Annotated in this window: 16 protein-coding genes; 6 read left to right on the top strand and 10 right to left on the bottom strand. The window is 72.0% G+C overall.

What is annotated here, in order from left to right:
• Nucleotides 1-64: 64 nt before the first annotated feature.
• The 3 genes from ACLNEE_RS06215 to ACLNEE_RS06205 are packed head-to-tail and all read right to left on the bottom strand — an operon-like array spanning nucleotide 65 to nucleotide 3358.
• Nucleotides 65-577, bottom strand: a complete 513-nt coding sequence (locus tag ACLNEE_RS06215) for a DUF3122 domain-containing protein (protein ID WP_411421713.1) — start codon at nucleotides 575-577, stop codon at nucleotides 65-67.
• Nucleotides 577-3099, bottom strand: a complete 2523-nt coding sequence (locus ACLNEE_RS06210; protein ID WP_411421714.1) for a GH116 family glycosyl hydrolase — start codon at nucleotides 3097-3099, stop codon at nucleotides 577-579. The genes ACLNEE_RS06215 and ACLNEE_RS06210 overlap by 1 nt, the downstream gene beginning before the upstream one ends.
• 28 nt (nucleotides 3100-3127) lie before the next feature.
• Nucleotides 3128-3358 (bottom strand): hypothetical protein, encoded by a 231-nt coding sequence (locus ACLNEE_RS06205; RefSeq protein ID WP_411421715.1) that lies wholly within the window; start codon nucleotides 3356-3358, stop codon nucleotides 3128-3130.
• Nucleotides 3359-3387: 29 nt separating this feature from the next.
• Between ACLNEE_RS06205 and cbiE the strand changes: the two genes are divergently transcribed.
• Nucleotides 3388-4701, top strand: a complete 1314-nt coding sequence (gene cbiE, locus ACLNEE_RS06200; protein ID WP_411421716.1) for a precorrin-6y C5,15-methyltransferase (decarboxylating) subunit CbiE — start codon at nucleotides 3388-3390, stop codon at nucleotides 4699-4701.
• Here the strand turns inward: cbiE and ACLNEE_RS06195 are convergent.
• The 4 genes from ACLNEE_RS06195 to pheS all read right to left on the bottom strand — a co-directional run bounded on the left by ACLNEE_RS06195 (nucleotide 4649) and on the right by pheS (nucleotide 7873).
• Nucleotides 4649-5179, bottom strand: coding sequence for a DUF192 domain-containing protein (locus ACLNEE_RS06195; RefSeq protein ID WP_411421717.1), 531 nt, complete (start codon nucleotides 5177-5179; stop codon nucleotides 4649-4651). The genes cbiE and ACLNEE_RS06195 overlap by 53 nt on opposite strands.
• Complete coding sequence (locus ACLNEE_RS06190; RefSeq protein WP_411421718.1) at nucleotides 5179-5832, bottom strand: winged helix-turn-helix transcriptional regulator; 654 nt, start codon at nucleotides 5830-5832, stop codon at nucleotides 5179-5181. Before ACLNEE_RS06190 ends, ACLNEE_RS06195 begins: the two co-directional genes overlap by 1 nt.
• Nucleotides 5833-5847: 15 nt before the next feature.
• Complete coding sequence (locus tag ACLNEE_RS06185; RefSeq protein WP_411421719.1) at nucleotides 5848-6783, bottom strand: NAD(+) kinase; 936 nt, start codon at nucleotides 6781-6783, stop codon at nucleotides 5848-5850.
• Between the two features lie 82 nt (nucleotides 6784-6865).
• Entirely contained in the window at nucleotides 6866-7873 is a 1008-nt protein-coding gene (gene pheS, locus ACLNEE_RS06180) for a phenylalanine--tRNA ligase subunit alpha (protein WP_411421720.1), read from the bottom strand.
• 59 nt (nucleotides 7874-7932) lie between these two features.
• Between pheS and surE the strand changes: the two genes are divergently transcribed.
• Nucleotides 7933-8739 carry a 5'/3'-nucleotidase SurE gene (gene surE / locus ACLNEE_RS06175; protein WP_411421746.1) on the top strand — a complete coding sequence of 269 codons (807 nt, stop codon included), beginning with the start codon at nucleotides 7933-7935 and terminating at the stop codon, nucleotides 8737-8739.
• On the opposite strand, the gene ACLNEE_RS06170 is transcribed toward surE, so the two are convergent.
• Complete coding sequence (locus tag ACLNEE_RS06170) at nucleotides 8724-9305, bottom strand: DUF3611 family protein (RefSeq protein WP_411421721.1); 582 nt, start codon at nucleotides 9303-9305, stop codon at nucleotides 8724-8726. The genes surE and ACLNEE_RS06170 overlap by 16 nt on opposite strands.
• Before the next feature lie 77 nt (nucleotides 9306-9382).
• Between ACLNEE_RS06170 and ACLNEE_RS06165 the strand changes: the two genes are divergently transcribed.
• From ACLNEE_RS06165 to ACLNEE_RS06150, 4 genes are all read left to right on the top strand, one after another.
• Nucleotides 9383-10366 (top strand): bifunctional riboflavin kinase/FAD synthetase, encoded by a 984-nt coding sequence (locus ACLNEE_RS06165; protein ID WP_411421722.1) that lies wholly within the window; start codon nucleotides 9383-9385, stop codon nucleotides 10364-10366.
• A 160-nt stretch (nucleotides 10367-10526) separates the two neighbouring features.
• Nucleotides 10527-11621, top strand: coding sequence for a thiamine phosphate synthase (locus ACLNEE_RS06160; RefSeq protein ID WP_411421723.1), 1095 nt, complete (start codon nucleotides 10527-10529; stop codon nucleotides 11619-11621).
• 123 nt (nucleotides 11622-11744) lie between these two features.
• On the top strand, nucleotides 11745-11948 hold the full coding sequence (gene thiS / locus ACLNEE_RS06155; RefSeq protein ID WP_411421747.1) for a sulfur carrier protein ThiS: 204 nt from the start codon (nucleotides 11745-11747) through the stop codon (nucleotides 11946-11948).
• 25 nt (nucleotides 11949-11973) lie between these two features.
• Entirely contained in the window at nucleotides 11974-13002 is a 1029-nt protein-coding gene (locus ACLNEE_RS06150) for a DUF1517 domain-containing protein (protein WP_411421724.1), read from the top strand.
• A 232-nt stretch (nucleotides 13003-13234) separates the two neighbouring features.
• On the opposite strand, the gene larB is transcribed toward ACLNEE_RS06150, so the two are convergent.
• Both larB and ACLNEE_RS06140 read right to left on the bottom strand, forming a co-directional pair.
• Nucleotides 13235-13963, bottom strand: a complete 729-nt coding sequence (gene larB / locus ACLNEE_RS06145) for a nickel pincer cofactor biosynthesis protein LarB (RefSeq protein WP_411421725.1) — start codon at nucleotides 13961-13963, stop codon at nucleotides 13235-13237.
• Entirely contained in the window at nucleotides 13960-14790 is an 831-nt protein-coding gene (locus ACLNEE_RS06140) for an SAM-dependent methyltransferase (protein WP_411421726.1), read from the bottom strand. The genes larB and ACLNEE_RS06140 overlap by 4 nt, the downstream gene beginning before the upstream one ends.
• Between the last annotated feature and the right edge of the window lie 43 nt (nucleotides 14791-14833).

The following is a 14833-nucleotide window of genomic DNA, read 5'->3' as shown; positions in this document are numbered from 1 at the left end:
CAGGGGCGCCAGAGGGCCGTGGCCCCGCCGCTGACCCCGCCGGTGAGCCTGCCGGGAGGCGCGCTCATGCCGGAGCGCTCGGCAGGCTGCGCCACTCGGCGACCACGAAGGGCGGCACGGGCAGCTCCACGAAGACCCCCGGCAGCTGCAGCCGCAGCGGACGGTCCTGCCGTAGCTCGGCCAGCAGGGGGGAGAGGTCGAACTCGGCGGCCGCGGCTCGGCCATCGGCCGCCAGACGGGGATTGGCCAGGGTGAGGTCGGGGAGCTCCCAGCGGCTGCGGCCGCTGCGCACGATCAGCGCCGTGGGGTGGTCCAGCCGCACCTTGCCGGGGTAGCCCACCACCCGCAGCCGCAGGGGGCCTCCGGCACGCCCCTCGCGGTAGGCGACCAGCTGCCAGCTCTGATAGTCGAGGTCGCGGAGGCTCTCCAGGCTGCGCACCACCGGCGTGCCGTTCTCATCCGGATGGCTGTGCAGCTGGGCCAGGGCCGGCGGGGCCGTGATCAGGCCGATCAGCAGGGCCACCACCACGCCCAGGGCCAGCCGCTCCAGCCAGGGGGTGGTGGTGGGAGGGCCCATCACGCCAGGGCCTCCCGGTCGGCCCCCGGGATCGGCTGCCAGCCGGTGTGGGTGGCCCAGAGGGCCCAGATCGCCATGGCCCGCAGGTAGTGACAGGCCCGGAAGGTGTTCACCGCCGTGATCGCTTCCGGGGTGCGGAACTGCAGGCCACCGTCGTACACCTGCCGCACCACGGCTCCGGTGATCGCCAGGGCGGTGTCGCGCTCGCCCATCAGGCGGTAGTAGGCCGCCAGGCCGAAGTTGATCCCGGTCCAGACCTCCAGGGGATGGGTGCCGTCGGGATCGAGGGGGGTGCCGTCGCGGCGCAGGCCGTTCGCCACGCCCAGGCGTCCCCCCTGGAAGCCCTCGAAGCAGGCCTCCTTCACCGCCTGCAGGGCACTGCGGGCGCGCTCCTCGGCGACCACGGCGGGCAGGCCGAGCAGCCGGGCATAGAAATCGCCGCAGAGCTGGTCGGCCATCACCACCGGTGTGCCGCTCTCGGCATCGATCCTGTAGAACTCGCCATTCCAGAGCAGCCGGTCGAAGTTGCCGCGCGACTGCTCCAGCCAGGTGCCGAATTCCCGCTGCTCGGCCGAGGTGTCCAGCCCCATGGCGAGCTGGAGCTGCTGGGCCATGGCCAGGGCCGCCTCCAGGGCGGCGATCCAGAGGGCGCCGCAGTAGGCGCTCACCCCCTGCAGCGGCCAGTCGTCGAAGGTCTGGTCGGGGGCGCCGCCGTTGTCGGGCAGGCCGTCAGCGTTGGCATCGAAGGTCTTGAGGTACCGGAGGGCCGTGACTGCGGCCGGCCAGCAGTCGGCCAGGAAGCGCAGGTCCTCGCCGGTGGGGGCGAGCCGGAAGGTGCGCCACACCTGCAGCACGAAGTCGCTGGCCAGGTCCTTCCAGAGGTTGCAGTCCTGGTAGGCGGTGTAGTTGGTGGCATCCCAGGGGCGCTCGTTGGGGGCGCCCAGGTCGTGGGGGGTGGCCCCGGCCACCTTGCGGGGCGCCTCCACCCGGCCCCGGCCCTGGGTGAAGTACCAGCCGATCGGCCGCGGGGTGGGGTCGGCGGCGGGAATGGCCCGGGCGAAGCTGCGCAGCACCGCCTTGTCGAGCTCGGGCCAGAGCTGCAGCAGGGCGAAGGAGCCGTAGAGCCGCACATCGAGGCTCTCGTACCAGGCGTAATCGAGGCACTCCAGCACTCCGAAGCGCCCCAACGGATCCTCCGGCGAGGCCGCGGTCCAGAGGGTGCCGCCGGAGGCCAGGTCGTAGAGCTCGTTGAACAGGGCCATCCGCAGCGGTTCGGGGAGGTCCGTGCGCTCCAGCACGGGCTGCTGCCAGGCCTCGACCTGCTCGAGCCAGTCCGGCCAGTCGCTGAGGGCCTCCGCCGCGATGGCGGCGGCCTGGCCGCCATCGCTCCCGAACCGGTCGGTGTAGCGGCGCAGGGTCCGGCTGCCGGTCGCGAAGGCCGTCACCGGCAGGTCCCAGCTGATCACCACTGGGATCTCGATCGACTCGCCGGGCTGCAGCTGCAGCTGCACGGCCAGGGCGGCGCTGGCGGGGTCGTCGTTGCCGCTGTGGCGGTCGTTGTTGCTGTCGGGGATCGAGCCGTCGCGGGCGAACGGCTCCCACAGTTCGGCCCCGTCACCGGCGGGGTTCCAGCGGCTGCAGCGATGGATGCGCAGGCCGGGGTGGCGCTCCTCCAGCCCTGCATCGGTGGCGATGCACCACTGCCCCTGGCCCTCGGCCAGGGGCTCGGAGCGCTGGCCGTCGAGCAGGACCCCTTTGAGCCGGCCCGCATCCACCCAGCGGTTGCGCTGGCCTTCGGTGCGGCCGATCGCCGGCAGGTAGTTGTGCTCGGGGCTGCCGTCGTCGCGGAAGTGCACCGCCGCGGCCGGATCGGTGTTGGTGAACCAGCCCGTCGTGTTGCGCCAGCTCAGCAGCAGGGAGAGGTCGAGCGGCTCGCGCCCGGGGTTGGTGAGCCTCCAGCGGAACACCGCCACCGGGTAGCTGCTGCGCAGATAGTCGCCCGGCAGGATCGGACTGAAGGCCTCGCAGCCGACCTGGGCTTCGAAGACCCCCGTGTAGGTCGTCCAGCTCAGCGGGTAGCGCGCGGCATAGGTGCCGCTGCTCCGCTCGGGTGTGCTGGCCGGGTACCAGCTCCAGGCGCCCAGGGGCTGGCCGGCTTCCGGTCGGGAGGCGTCGCGCTCAGGCTGAACGGCCAGGGCATGGGCGCGGCTGCCGCTGGCACCGCGTTCGAACAGGGCGAACTGGCAGTCGGGCAGGGTGCCGAACCAGTGTTCCCCGCCATCGAGATGCCACAGGTTGAAGCTGCCGTCCGGCGCACGGCCGACGCAGCCGGCCCCGAATCCGCCCAGGGGCATGCCGTGGTTCGGCCCGTCATCGAGGTTGCTGGCGTAGCGCACCGTGTAGGGCTCCTCCCAGCCCAGGCCGAAGGGGCGGGACCAGCTGGCCGGGGGGGGAGGGCCCTGGCGATCGGAGCCTCGCCCCTGCAGCAGGGTCTTGAGGGCGGAAAGGCCGAGGCGCGCCATGGAGCGGTGGGAAGTGGGGGCCAGCTTGTCAGAGATGGTCGGCGCTTTCCTGATCGATTAGGGCGTCCAGGGTGACGGCGGTGCGCACCAGGGCCTGGTAGTGCTCCACGAGCCGGCGGTTGCGATCCAGCCAGCTGGCCGGGTCGCGCCCGCCGGCGGCGCCACCCACGACCCCGTCGGCGTCGAGCAGTTCCAGGCCGTCCTGCTGCCGGATCAGGGCGAGCACGAGTTCATGGAGGCGCTGGCGGCGATCGCTCACGGCGGCGGCGGGGGGCGCAGCTCAGCATCATGGCTCCAGTGACAGGCACGGCGCTGGCCAGAACCACCGGCTGGATCGATGTGGTGGGCTGCGATGCCGCCGGACCGGCCGGCCTGGGCCCGCTCCAGCGGGCCCTGCTCGAGCAGGCCCGGCTGCTGGCCGCCCCCCGGCGCCTGCTCGATGCCGTGCGCGCTGCCTTCCCCCAGGCGGAGTGCCTGGCCAGCGACAGCCCCGCCGCGCTGATGCCGCGGCTGCAGCAGGCGCTGGCCGCGGCTGAGCCGGCGGTGGTGCTGGCGAGCGGCGATCCCCTCTGGTTCGGTATCGGGCGCCTGCTGGTGCAGGCGCTGGGGGCCGAGGCGCTGCGCTTCCACCCCGCCCCCAGCTCCCTGCAACTGGCCTTCGCGCGGCTCGCCCAGCCCTGGCAGGACGCCAGCTGGATCAGCCTGCACGGTCGGGATCCGGCCCCCCTGGCGGCGGCGCTGCAGCGGCGGCCCACCGCCCTGGCCGTGCTCACCGACCCCGGCCGCGGCGGGGTCGAGGAGGTGCGGCGGGTGCTGGGCGCCTCCGGACTTGCCGGCTGCTATGCCCTCTGGCTCTGTGAGCGCCTCGGCCATCCCCAGGAGCGGGTGGTGCGGCTGGACGCGGCCGAACCCCTGCCGGCCGACCTCGATCCCCTCCACCTGGTGGTGCTGCTGGCCGAGCCCCCCCCGTCCCCACCGCCGGACTCCCTGCCGCTGTTCGGGCTGCCGGATGGGCTCTTCCTGCAGCATCCCGATCGTCCCGGCCTGATGACCAAGCGGGAGGTGCGGATCCAGGTGCTGGCGGATCTCGACCTCCCCGCCAGCGGGGTGCTCTGGGACGTCGGGGCCGGCGTGGGCTCGATCGGCCTGGAGGCCCTGCGGCTGCGGCCCGCTCTGCAGCTGTGGGCCGTGGAGGCACGGGGCGGTTCCGCCGGCCTGATCCGGGCCAACGCCGGGCGGTTGGGGGTGGAGCCCCAGGGCGTGCTGGAGGGGCGGGTGCCGGCCGTGCTGGCGGAGCTGCCGGATCCGGATCGGGTGCTGCTCGGCGGCGGCGGGCGGGAGCGGGCGGCCATCCTGCAGGCCCTCCTGCCCCGGTTGCGCCCCGGGGGGATGGTGGTGATTCCCCTGGCCACCCTGGAAGCCCTGGCGGAGCTGAGGCCCGTGCTGGAGCAGGCCGGTCTGGCGGTGACGGTGGCGCAGCTTCAGAGCTGGCGGGGCGCGCCGCTGGCCGATGGCACGCGACTGGCTCCGATGAACCCGGTGCTGGTGCTCACGGGACGGCTCCCGGCAACCGTTCGATCCGCACCGGAGTGCCCAGGGTGATGCCCTGGGCCGTCGCCTGGCCGGCGGCCAGCTCGATCACCCCATCCACCGGCTCGTCGGGGCCATAGCTGCGGCAGGGAAGATGGGGGCAGGGCTGGGCTGCCGCCTCGATCGCGATCACCCGGCCCCCGGCCACGAACAGCATGTCCAGCGGTTCGGGGGTGCGGTGCATCCAGAAGCGGGTCGGTGTCGGCTGGGCATAGGGAAACCACATGCCCCGCAGCGGCGGCAGCGGTGGACGCAGCTGCAGGCCCAGGGCCTGTTGGCGGGGAGTGGCGGCCACCTCGAGGGCGATGCAGCGGTTGGGCTCCAGGCACCAGCGGGCTTCGATCGCCAGGAACTGGGGAGGCTGCTGGGCCTGGGCGGAGGCCCGGGGCCCCGGGCCGGCGGGGCTGAGGGCCAGGGCCGTCCCCAGGCCGAGGCCCAGAGCCAGGCCCAGAACGGTCCGGGGCCGCCGGGGCGTGGTGGGAGCGCGCATCAGCGGTCCTCCTGCTGGGGAAGCCGTTCGCTCAGGCAGTACCCCTGGCCCCGCACCGTGTGGATCAGGCGCCGCTCCCCCCCCTCCTCCAGCTTCTGGCGCAGATAGCGCACGTAGACCTCGATCACGTTGCTGTTCGTGGCCTGGCGGTCGTCCCACACCTGGCGCAGGATCTGGTCTCGGCTCACCACCGTGCCCCTGCGCTCCAGCAGCAACAGCAGCAGCTGGTATTCCCGGGCGGTGAGCGCCACGGTCCGCTGGCCACGCTTCACCTGGCGGGTGGTGGGATTCACCATCAGATCCGCGATCGTCAGCAGCTGGGTCGGCAGCGGCACGCTGCGGCTGATGCGCAGCTGCAGCCGCAGCCGCATCAGCAGGTCGCTGGGACCGAGGCTGGAGAGCCAGAAGTCATCGGCACCGGCGCTGAGGCAGTGGGATCGGGCCTCCACGGTGTCGTCGCGCACGTCGAGCAGCAGGGGCACCGCGCCGAGTACGCGCCGCAAGGCGGCGATCCGGCCGGCCTGGCAGGCCGAGAGCACCACCAGCTCAGGCTGCTCCGCAGCGCTGGCGCAGAGGGCATAGCCGGAGGCCTTCAGCCTGTCGGCGAGTGCCTCGGCCTCCGGTCCCAGCAGCCATACCCGGTCAGGGTTCATGGGCTCTCCGCCGGGTCATGGCTGCGGTCCCGCTCCGCCTTCGAGACCGTTGCCGGGTTTGGCCACATGGGGCAGCCCCCAGCCCAGCTTGTTGCGCAGCACCTGGAAGAACTCGTGGTCGTTGAGGCGCACGAACCGCACGGGGTGCTCGCTGCGACGGATCAGCACCCGGTCCTCCGGCCAGATGTAACAGCCCGCACTGCCGTCGACGACCATCATCAGCCGCTCCGGTGTGGCGGGGAACACCGTCACCGGTTCGCGATCGTTGAACACCAGCGCCCGGGAGGCCAGGGAGTGGGGGGCGATCGGTGTGAGCTGGAGCACCGGGCAGTCGGGCGTGATCACCGGTCCGCCGGCCGAGAGGGCGTAGGCCGTCGAACCGGTGGGGGTCGAGAGGATCACCCCGTCAGCGGCGATGTCCACCGGAGCGTGGCGACCGATGGCGATCTCGAAGTGGCACATCGAGGTGAGCGGTTCGCGGTGCAGCGCCATCTCGTTGAGACACAGCACTTCCCAGCGTCGCTGCTCGCTGCGCATCACGCTCACCACCAGCAGGGTGCGTTCCTCCACGGTCCACTCCCCCGCCAGCACCCGGGCCAGCACCTGGTCGAGCTGATGGAGGTACGCCTCGGCCAGGAACCCCAGGTGCCCGGTGTTCACCGTGAGGATCGGAACCCCGATCGGGGCGGTCTGCCGCGCGGCCGAGAGCACCGTGCCGTCGCCCCCGAGCACGATCGCCAGCTCCATCTCCTCGCTGAAGCTGGCCGGTACGCAGGCGGCGTAACCCCTGGCGCGCAGGTGCTGGTCCGGGTTGGCGAACCCCACCATGCCGCCGGAACTGCTCACCCGCACCACTTCGCGCCCGCTCGCCACCAGGCGGGCTTCGATCGAATCCGCCGTCGCCAGGGCCAGATCCTTGCCGTCATTCACGATCAGTCCGACGCGGGGCACCGATCGGGTGGCGGGGGGCTGCTCGAGTTTATGGGGGTCCGGTGGTTGCGCCGGAAGGTGGCGCGGGCTGGGGTGGGTCAGCTCAGAACTGTTCGAGGAAGCGCAGGTCGCTGGTGTAGAGCCGGCGGATGTCGTCGATGCCATGGCGGACCATGCAGAAGCGTTCCACCCCCAGGCCGGCGGCGAAGCCGCTCCAGCGCTCGGGATCGAGGCCCATGCCATGGAGCACGGCCGGGTCGACCATGCCGCAGCCCATCACCTCCAGCCAGCGGCCCCGCCACTGCACGTCCACCTCGGCACTGGGTTCGGTGAAGGGGAAGTAGCTGGCGCGGAAGCGCACCGGCAGGTCGCCGAAGAAGCGCTGCAGGAAGGTGGTCACGGTGCCGCGCAGGTGGCTGAAATCGAGCCCCTCGTCGATCGCCAGCACCTCCACCTGGTGAAACACCGGTGAATGGGTGGCATCCACAGCGTCACGCCGGTAGACCCGCCCCGGGGCGATCACCCGCACCGGTGGAGGGTTGTTCTCCAGGTAGCGGATCTGCACCGGGGAGGTGTGGGTGCGCAGCAGGCGACCGTCGGCCAGATAAAAGGTGTCCTGCATGTCCCGGGCCGGGTGGTGCTCCGGGATGTTGAGGGCGGTGAAGTTGTAGTAGTCCGATTCGATCTCAGGCCCTTCCGAGACCCCGTAGCCGAGGCCGGAGAAGATGTCCACGATCTCCTCGATCGTGCTGAGCAGCGGATGGCGGTGGCCCGGCGGCACGTAGCTGCACGGGGCGGTGACATCGAGACTTTCGGCGGCGATCCGCTCCGCCATGGCCGCGGCCTTCACGGCGGCCAGCCGCTCGGCCAGGAGGCTCTGCAGCTGATCCTTGAGCTGGTTGGCCCGCTGGCCGATCAGGGGGCGCTCCGGGCCGCTCAGCTTGCCCATCGCCCCCAGCACGGTGGAGAGGCGGCCCTTCTTGCCGAGCAGCCGAACCCGCAGGTCCTCGAGTTCCGGTGCGGTGGTCGCCGCAGCGATCTCGGCCGAGGCCTGGGCCTCCAGCTGCTCGAGCTGGTCGTTGAGCTGCTGCAGGGACACGGTGGCGGTCACGGCGGTCGCAGGCTCGGGTGGCTAGGGGGAGACTGTACGGAGCAGCGCGAACTCCACCGATGGCCTCCCTGAAGATCCTGATCAGCAACGACGACGGGGTCTTCGCCGGCGGCATCCGCACCCTGGCCAACGCTGCCGTCGCCCGGGGCCATCAGGTGAGCGTGGTGTGTCCGGATCAGGAGCGCTCCGCCACCGGCCATGGGCTCACCCTCCAGACGCCGATCCGGGCGGAGCGGGCCGATGAGCTCTTCGATGACGGCGTCACGGCCTGGGCCTGCAGCGGCACCCCCAGCGACTGCGTCAAGCTGGCCCTGTTCTCCCTGCTCGAGGAGTGGCCCGATCTGGTGCTCTCCGGCATCAACCACGGTCCGAATCTCGGGACCGACGTGCTCTATTCGGGCACGGTGAGCGCTGCGATGGAGGGCACGATCGAGGGGCTGCCCTCCCTGGCGGTGAGCAGTGCGGACTTCCAGTGGCGCCAGTTCGTCCCGGCGGCCGGGATCGCCCTGGACGTGGCGGAGCAGATGCTGGCGGCCGGCTGGCCCAGCGGCATGCTGCTGAACCTCAACGTGCCTCCCCTGCCCGCCGAGAGCATCGGCGCCCTGCGCTGGTGCCGCACCGCCGTGCGCCGCTACACCGACCAGTTCGACCGGCGGGTCGATCCCCGCGGCCGCGCCTACTACTGGCTGGCCGGTGAGGTGGCCAACGACCTCGAGGCGGAGGTGGCCGGTCCGGCGGGCTGGCCCATCGACGTCGCCCACGTCCATGGCGGTGGGGTCTCGCTCACCCCGCTGCAGCCGGAGCTGTTCTGGCGTGGGGCGGCCAGCGATCTGCCGCGACTGGAACTGTCTCAGCCGGTCCTGTAGATCCGCTGCAGCAGCCACAGGCTGATCGCCAGACCGATCAGGTGGGCGAAGAGCACCTGGGTGTTGCCCAGCACCGAAAACATCTCGATCGAGGTGATCGGCAGTCCCACCAGGCGGCCACCGACCCCCGGCGCCTGCTGGATCTGCGCTCCGAAGAAGCCGGGCACCTGCTGGGAGGCCTGCACGAACAGGCTCCCCGCCATGGCCTGGTAACCCACGGCGGCGAGGGTGAGGCCGAGCAGGTCCCCGAGCAGGCCCCGTTTGATCAGACGGGCCGTTTCCCCCCGGCTGGGGCGCACGGGGCCGGCCAGGGCCCTGCCGCAGCGCACCACCAGCCAGCTCTGCCAGATGCACCACAGCAGCAGCAGGAAGGCCAGGGTGGTGAGGGAAATCCCTGGTCCCAGCCCGAGGGCCCGGGAGGAATTGGCGGCCAGCCGCCCACCGATGTTGTTGAAGACGAGCACGCCCACCACCACCACGCCGAGCACGAGCTGGGTCCAGAAGCGCACCCAGCCCATGCGTCGCAGGGCCGCCGAGACGAGCTGCAGATCGAGGCGGTCAGCCATCGCGGCACCGTGAGGGTTGCCCCAAAGGTGCCATGGGAAGATCGGCCAGGCCTGCACCGGCGTTGGGATCTGTCGCGTTGATTCCGCTGCGAACACCCCAGGAGGCCCGGCGCCCCACGGCCATCGCCCTCGGCAGTTTCGACGGTCTCCACCGGGGCCATCGGCGGGTGATCGCGGCTGTGACCGGCGATCAGCGGCCCGCCAGTCTGGTGCCCACGGTGGTGAGTTTCTGGCCCCACCCGCGGGAGGTGCTGCATGGGGAGACCCGGCTGCGGCTGGATCTCCCCTCCGAGAAGCTCGAGCTGCTCGAGCCGCTGGGCATCCGCCAGCTGGTGCTCGTGCCGTTCGACCGCCCGCTGGCTGCCCTCGATCCGGAGACCTTCGTCGATCAGGTGCTGGTCGGCCAGCTGGATGCCCGGGTGATCGCCGTGGGCACCAACTTCCGCTTCGGGGTGGATCGCCGCGGCGACACCGCCACCCTCCAGGCGCTCGGCGCGGTGCGGGGCATCCGGGTGGAGGTGCTGCCCATGCTGTCCGACGGGGGGGAGCGGCTCAGCAGCAGCCGCATCCGGCGGGCCCTGGCCGCCGGGGATCTGGGCGAGGCCCAGCGGCTGCTGGAGCGCCCCTACCGCTTCAGCGGTGAGGTGGTGGCGGGCCGTGGCCTGGGACGGCAGCTGGGGTGGCCCACCGCCAACCTCCAGGTGGATGGGCGCAAGTTCCTGCCCCTGGAGGGCGTCTACGCGGCCCGGGCCCAGCTCGATGGGGTGGGCGACTGGTTGCCGGCCGTGATGAACCTCGGCCTCCAGCCCACCGTCGATCCGGGGGCCCCCTCCGCGGTCGAAGTGCACCTGCTGGACCGGGTGGTGGAGCTGACGGGAAGACGGCTGCGGGTGGAACCCCTGGCCCTGCTGCGCGGGCAGCAACGGTTTGCGGGCCTGGAGGCCCTCAGCCGTCAGATCGGCCTGGATGCCGAGCAGGCACGGGTCCTAGCCGGCCGGGTAGGCATGGGTGAGACCCCAGCCCATGAAGGCGGCGATCCCGCCCAGCAGCAGAATTCCTGAGACCAGCACCAGCATCGGGCTGTCGGCTCCTCCCTGCTCCATCTCCCCTCGGGTCGGGCCGGCCGGCCCACGGATACGGCCCCAACCTAGACAGGTTTCGGCCTAGACAGGCTTCGGTCTAGACAGGCTGCGCTCCGCTCTTCCAGACCTGGCCACGCCCATGGTTGCTCCCGAGGTTCCACCGCCAAGCCCGCAGGCCGAAGCGGCCGTGCAGCGGTTGCTCGACGCCAATCTGGACCGGGCCCGGGAGGGCCTGCGGGTGCTGGAGGACTGGGCGCGCTTCGGCCTCGGGCGGGCCGATCTGGTCGCCCGCACCAAGGACATGCGCCAGCGGCTGGGCCGGCTGCACGGGGCCCCCTACAAGTTTGCCCGCCACACCGCCACCGATCCGGGGGCGGGGATGACCCATCCCGCCCAGGCCGAGCGCCGCGACCCCCCGCAGGTCGTGGCCGCCAACGCGGCCCGGGTGCAGGAGGCCCTGCGGGTGATTGAGGAGTTCGCCCGGGCCCCGGACCCCGCGCTGGCCGCGGAGGCCGCGGCGATCCGCTACGAGCTCTATGACCTGGAGGTGGAGCTGCTGAGGGCAGGGGGAGAGGCCGAGAGCCGGCGCCTGGCCCTGGCGCAGTGTCACCTCTATCTGGTGACCAGTCCGATCCCCGATCTGGAGCGAGTCGTGGGCGCCGCCATCGCCGGCGGGGTGCGGCTGGTCCAGTACCGGGCCAAGGAGGGAAGCCCCGGCGCGGCGGGCCAGCCCATCGATGACCAGGAGCGGCTGCGGCAGGCCCGGGCCCTGCGTGCGCTGTGTGCGCGCCATGGGGCCCTGTTCATCGTCAATGACCGGGTGGATCTGGCCCTGGCCGTGGAGGCCGACGGGGTGCACCTGGGCCAGGGGGACCTGCCCCCTGCCCTGGCCCGGCGGCTGCTGGGTCCGGAGCGCCTGATCGGCCGGAGCACCCATGGCCTCGACCAGCTCCGCCAGGCGGTGCGGGACGGCTGTGACTACGTCGGGGTCGGCCCCGTGCGGGCCACGCCGACCAAGCCAGGCCGCTCCCCCGTGGGCCTGGACTATGTGCGGGCGGCGGCGGCCGAGTGCCCGATCCCCTTCTTTGCGATCGGGGGGATCGGGATGGAGGAGGTTCCGGAGCTGCTCGCCGCCGGAGCCGCCCGGGTGGCGGTGGTGCGGGCGATCACCGCGGCGGTGGATCCGCAGGGGGCCAGCCGCGCTCTGCTCCAGGCCCTCGGGCGCTCGAGCTGACGCTCCGGCTGACGCTCCGCATGCAACCCTGACGGATCCCTGCCGTGCTGGTCATCCGTGGACAGCCCTGATCCCCACCCCGACAAGGACGCCGGCAGCCGGGCAGCGGACGGGACGGCCGGGATCGCGATCCAGCTGAACGGTGAGCCGCGCCGCTGTGGCCGGGGCCTGCGGCTCGAGCAGGTGCTGGAGCAGCTCGGCTATCGCCCCCAGCTGGTGGTGGTGGAATACAACGGCGCGATCCTGCCCCGCCAGCACTGGGCTGAGCAGACGGTGGTGGAATCCGATGTGCTCGAGGTCGTCACCATCGTGGGAGGTGGCTCCTAGATTTTTTTCACTTGCACCGGCGCTTTTGCCGCCCCTTCAACGCCCCAACCCCCCCGTCCTGCCGGATCCGCACGCATCAGGTCTCCGGTCAGATCTCCAGCCTCGCTCCACGCCCTGCCGGCCGGCGCCCCTGCTGCTGCGCCGCACCCTGAGCTGGCTGGCCCTTCCGGCCCTGGTGTTCAGCCTGCTGCTCCTGGCGCCCGATCCCTCCATGGCCGCCAGTGGCGGGCGGATCGGTGGCGGCAGCTTCCGCTCGGCCCCCTCGATGCCCCGCAGCTACGGCGGCGGTGGCTATCGCGGTGGCGGTTATGGAGGTGGCTACGGCGGTGGTGGCATCGGCTTCCCCTTCCTGATTCCGATCTTCGGCTTCGGCGGCGGCGGTCTGTTCGGCTTCCTGATCCTGATGGCCGTGGTGGGCCTGATCGCCAATGCCGTACGGGGCTCGGGCGGCAGTCCGGCGCTGCCTGATGGCGGTGGTTACGTCAGCAGGCCCGATGGTCCCGTGACGATCAGCCAGGTTCAGGTGGGTCTTCTGGCTTCCGCCAGGGACCTCCAGAGCGATCTGCGGGGGCTGGCCGGCCGTGCGGACACCTCCAGCAGCATCGGTCTTCAGACCGTCCTCCAGGAGACCACCTTGGCCCTGCTGCGCCATCCCGATCTCTGGGTCTACGCCAATGCCGAGGTGGGGCAGGTCCCCTTCGCCAGCGCCGAGGCCACCTTCAACCGCCTCTCGATGGCCGAGCGCAGCAAGCTCGACCGCGAGCTCACCACCAACGTGGCCGGTCAGCGCCTCACGGCGGCCCCGGAGGCGGCCGGTGACAGTGACGCCAGCAGCGACTTCATCGCGGTGACCCTGCTGGTCGCCACGCGCCAGAGGCTGGCCCTGAAGGGGGCCGGTACGGCGGAGCAGCTGCGGTCTTCGCTCCAGGCGCTCGGGGGCGTGCCGGCCTCCGATCTGCTGGCGATCGAGGTGATCTGGCAGCCCGACGGGGTCGGCGAGGTGTTCAGCATGGAAGAGCTGCTGACGGCCTACCCCCAGCTGCAGCATCTCTGACGCCACCCGGGGGCCCGGTTTCAGCTGGGGTCCCCGATCTAGCGGCTTCACCGATCTGGAGGGGTGCATCCGAACGGTATCCGGGAGGGCCTTGCACCCTCCCGGGAAGCCCAGCACACTGCGGCTCAATCGCCTCGAGCACCATGGGATCCCGGCCGATCCAGTGGGTCAATGCCGCTGTTCTGCTGCAGGCGATCGAGCGCTATGAGCAGGGCGTTCTCGCCCGGCCGCTTCAGCTCTGGCTCGAGGCTGTGCTGGAGCTGGATCCCAAGGCTCCCGGGGCCAGCGGGGCCCCCAGGCTGCGCCCCGAGAGAATGCGCAGCGAAGCCATCGCAGCCCCGTAGCCGTTGTCCACGTTGACCACGGTCAGGCCTGGGGCGCAGCTGGCCAGCATGCCGTTCAGCGCGGCCAGGCCGCCGGCACTGACGCCATAGCCCACCGACACCGGCACACCGATCACCGGTTGGGGCAGCAGGCCCGCCAGCACCGTGGGCAGGGCGCCTTCCATGCCGGCACAGGCGATCAGCACGTCGGCCTGGCGCAACCCCTCGAGTTGGTCGAGCAAGCGGTGCAGTCCGGCCACGCCCACATCCAGCACCAGCTCCGAGGCGATGCCGTGGCAGGCGAGGGACAGCTGGGCTTCCCGGGCCACCGCCAGATCACTGGTCCCCCCGGCCACGATCCCCACCCGTCCCCGCTCCGGGATGGCCGCCGGCAGCTCGGGGCTGGTGAGGCAGCGGGCCTCGGGATGGTGCTGCACCCCCGGCGTGCCCAGCAGGGCGATCACGGCCTCGGCCTTCTCGGCGGAGATCCGGGTGGCCAGCAGCACCTCGCCTGCCTCCTGCAGCCCCACAGCGATGGCGGCGATCTGTTCCGGGCTCTTGTTCTCCCCCCAGACGGCCTCGACCATCCCCAGCCTGCGGCGGCGCTGCAGATCCAGCCGGTGTTCCGCCGTGGTCATGGCTGCTCCCACACCATTTCGATCAGGCCGGGCGTCATCCACAGGCTGGCCTGGTGAGTCGAGCGGCGGCGTTCGGCCTCCAGGGCCTCCTGCTCCGCCGGACTCCAGACCCCTGCGGCGATCAGCCGGGAGGGGTAGGTGTCCAGAAAGTCGTGCAACCAGCGGGCCTTCGGGTCGTGGCCGGTGCCACAGGCGATCAGGCTGCGGCACTGGCGCAGTCGCAGGCCCCGCCGCTCCAGCAGGGCCGGCAGGCGGGAGGCCACGTCCGGGTCCCCGCCGTGGCTGCGCCAGTGGGCGATGCAGCGGGCCACGAAGCGGGCCAGCTCGGCGCCCTGGGGGTGCAGGGAAAAGGTGTCCCACCGCACGTACTCCTGCAGCACCAGCCGTCCGCCGGGGCGCAGGGCCCGGGCGATCAGGTCGAGCAGGGGATCGAGCCGGGGCAGGAACATCGCCAGCCAGCGGCACCAGATCCCATCCCATGCTCCGCTGGGAATGGCCTGACGCCACCGGTCCGGGGTGGGCTGGGCCAGATCGAGCCGCAGGCTGTCCAGCTGGGAGAGTCCCTGCTGGCGGGCCTGGGCCTGCAGATGGCTGATGAAGGACTCCGACGCATCAACGCCCAGCACCCTGCCGTGGCTGCCGACCAGGTCGGCCAGCTCGAGACTGGCGAACCCTGGGCCGCACCCCAGGTCGAGCAGGTGCTGCCCGCTGGCGAACCCTCCCCGCCGCCAGCCTTCCTGGCAATCCTCCCGCCAGATGGCGTGCTGGCGCCCCAGCCGTTGCACCTCCTCGGGATCGCAGCCGAGCACATAGTCCGTTGGGCTCACGGTCCGGGGGGCTCGCGGTCAGCTCGACCCATCAGGGCAGCCG

This window comes from Aphanothece stagnina RSMan2012 (assembly GCF_046764815.1).
GTDB lineage: Bacteria > Cyanobacteriota > Cyanobacteriia > PCC-6307 > Cyanobiaceae > NIES-981.
Note: the sequence above shows the minus strand (reverse complement) of the source record. Positions and strands in the feature narration are given on the sequence as shown.

Excerpts from the sequence above, each read along its gene's own strand:
- ACLNEE_RS06215 (WP_411421713.1), bottom strand. The coding sequence starts at position 577 with ATGGGCCCTCCCACCACCACCCCCTGGCTGGAGCGGCTGGCCCTGGGC.
- ACLNEE_RS06210 (WP_411421714.1), bottom strand. The coding sequence starts at position 3,099 with ATGGCGCGCCTCGGCCTTTCCGCCCTCAAGACCCTGCTGCAGGGGCGA.
- cbiE (WP_411421716.1), top strand. The coding sequence starts at position 3,388 with ATGGCTCCAGTGACAGGCACGGCGCTGGCCAGAACCACCGGCTGGATC.
- ACLNEE_RS06195 (WP_411421717.1), bottom strand. The coding sequence starts at position 5,179 with ATGCGCGCTCCCACCACGCCCCGGCGGCCCCGGACCGTTCTGGGCCTG.
- ACLNEE_RS06190 (WP_411421718.1), bottom strand. The coding sequence starts at position 5,832 with ATGAACCCTGACCGGGTATGGCTGCTGGGACCGGAGGCCGAGGCACTC.
- surE (WP_411421746.1), top strand. The coding sequence starts at position 7,933 with ATGGCCTCCCTGAAGATCCTGATCAGCAACGACGACGGGGTCTTCGCC.
- ACLNEE_RS06170 (WP_411421721.1), bottom strand. The coding sequence starts at position 9,305 with ATGGCTGACCGCCTCGATCTGCAGCTCGTCTCGGCGGCCCTGCGACGC.
- ACLNEE_RS06160 (WP_411421723.1), top strand. The coding sequence starts at position 10,527 with ATGGTTGCTCCCGAGGTTCCACCGCCAAGCCCGCAGGCCGAAGCGGCC.
- larB (WP_411421725.1), bottom strand. The coding sequence starts at position 13,963 with ATGACCACGGCGGAACACCGGCTGGATCTGCAGCGCCGCCGCAGGCTG.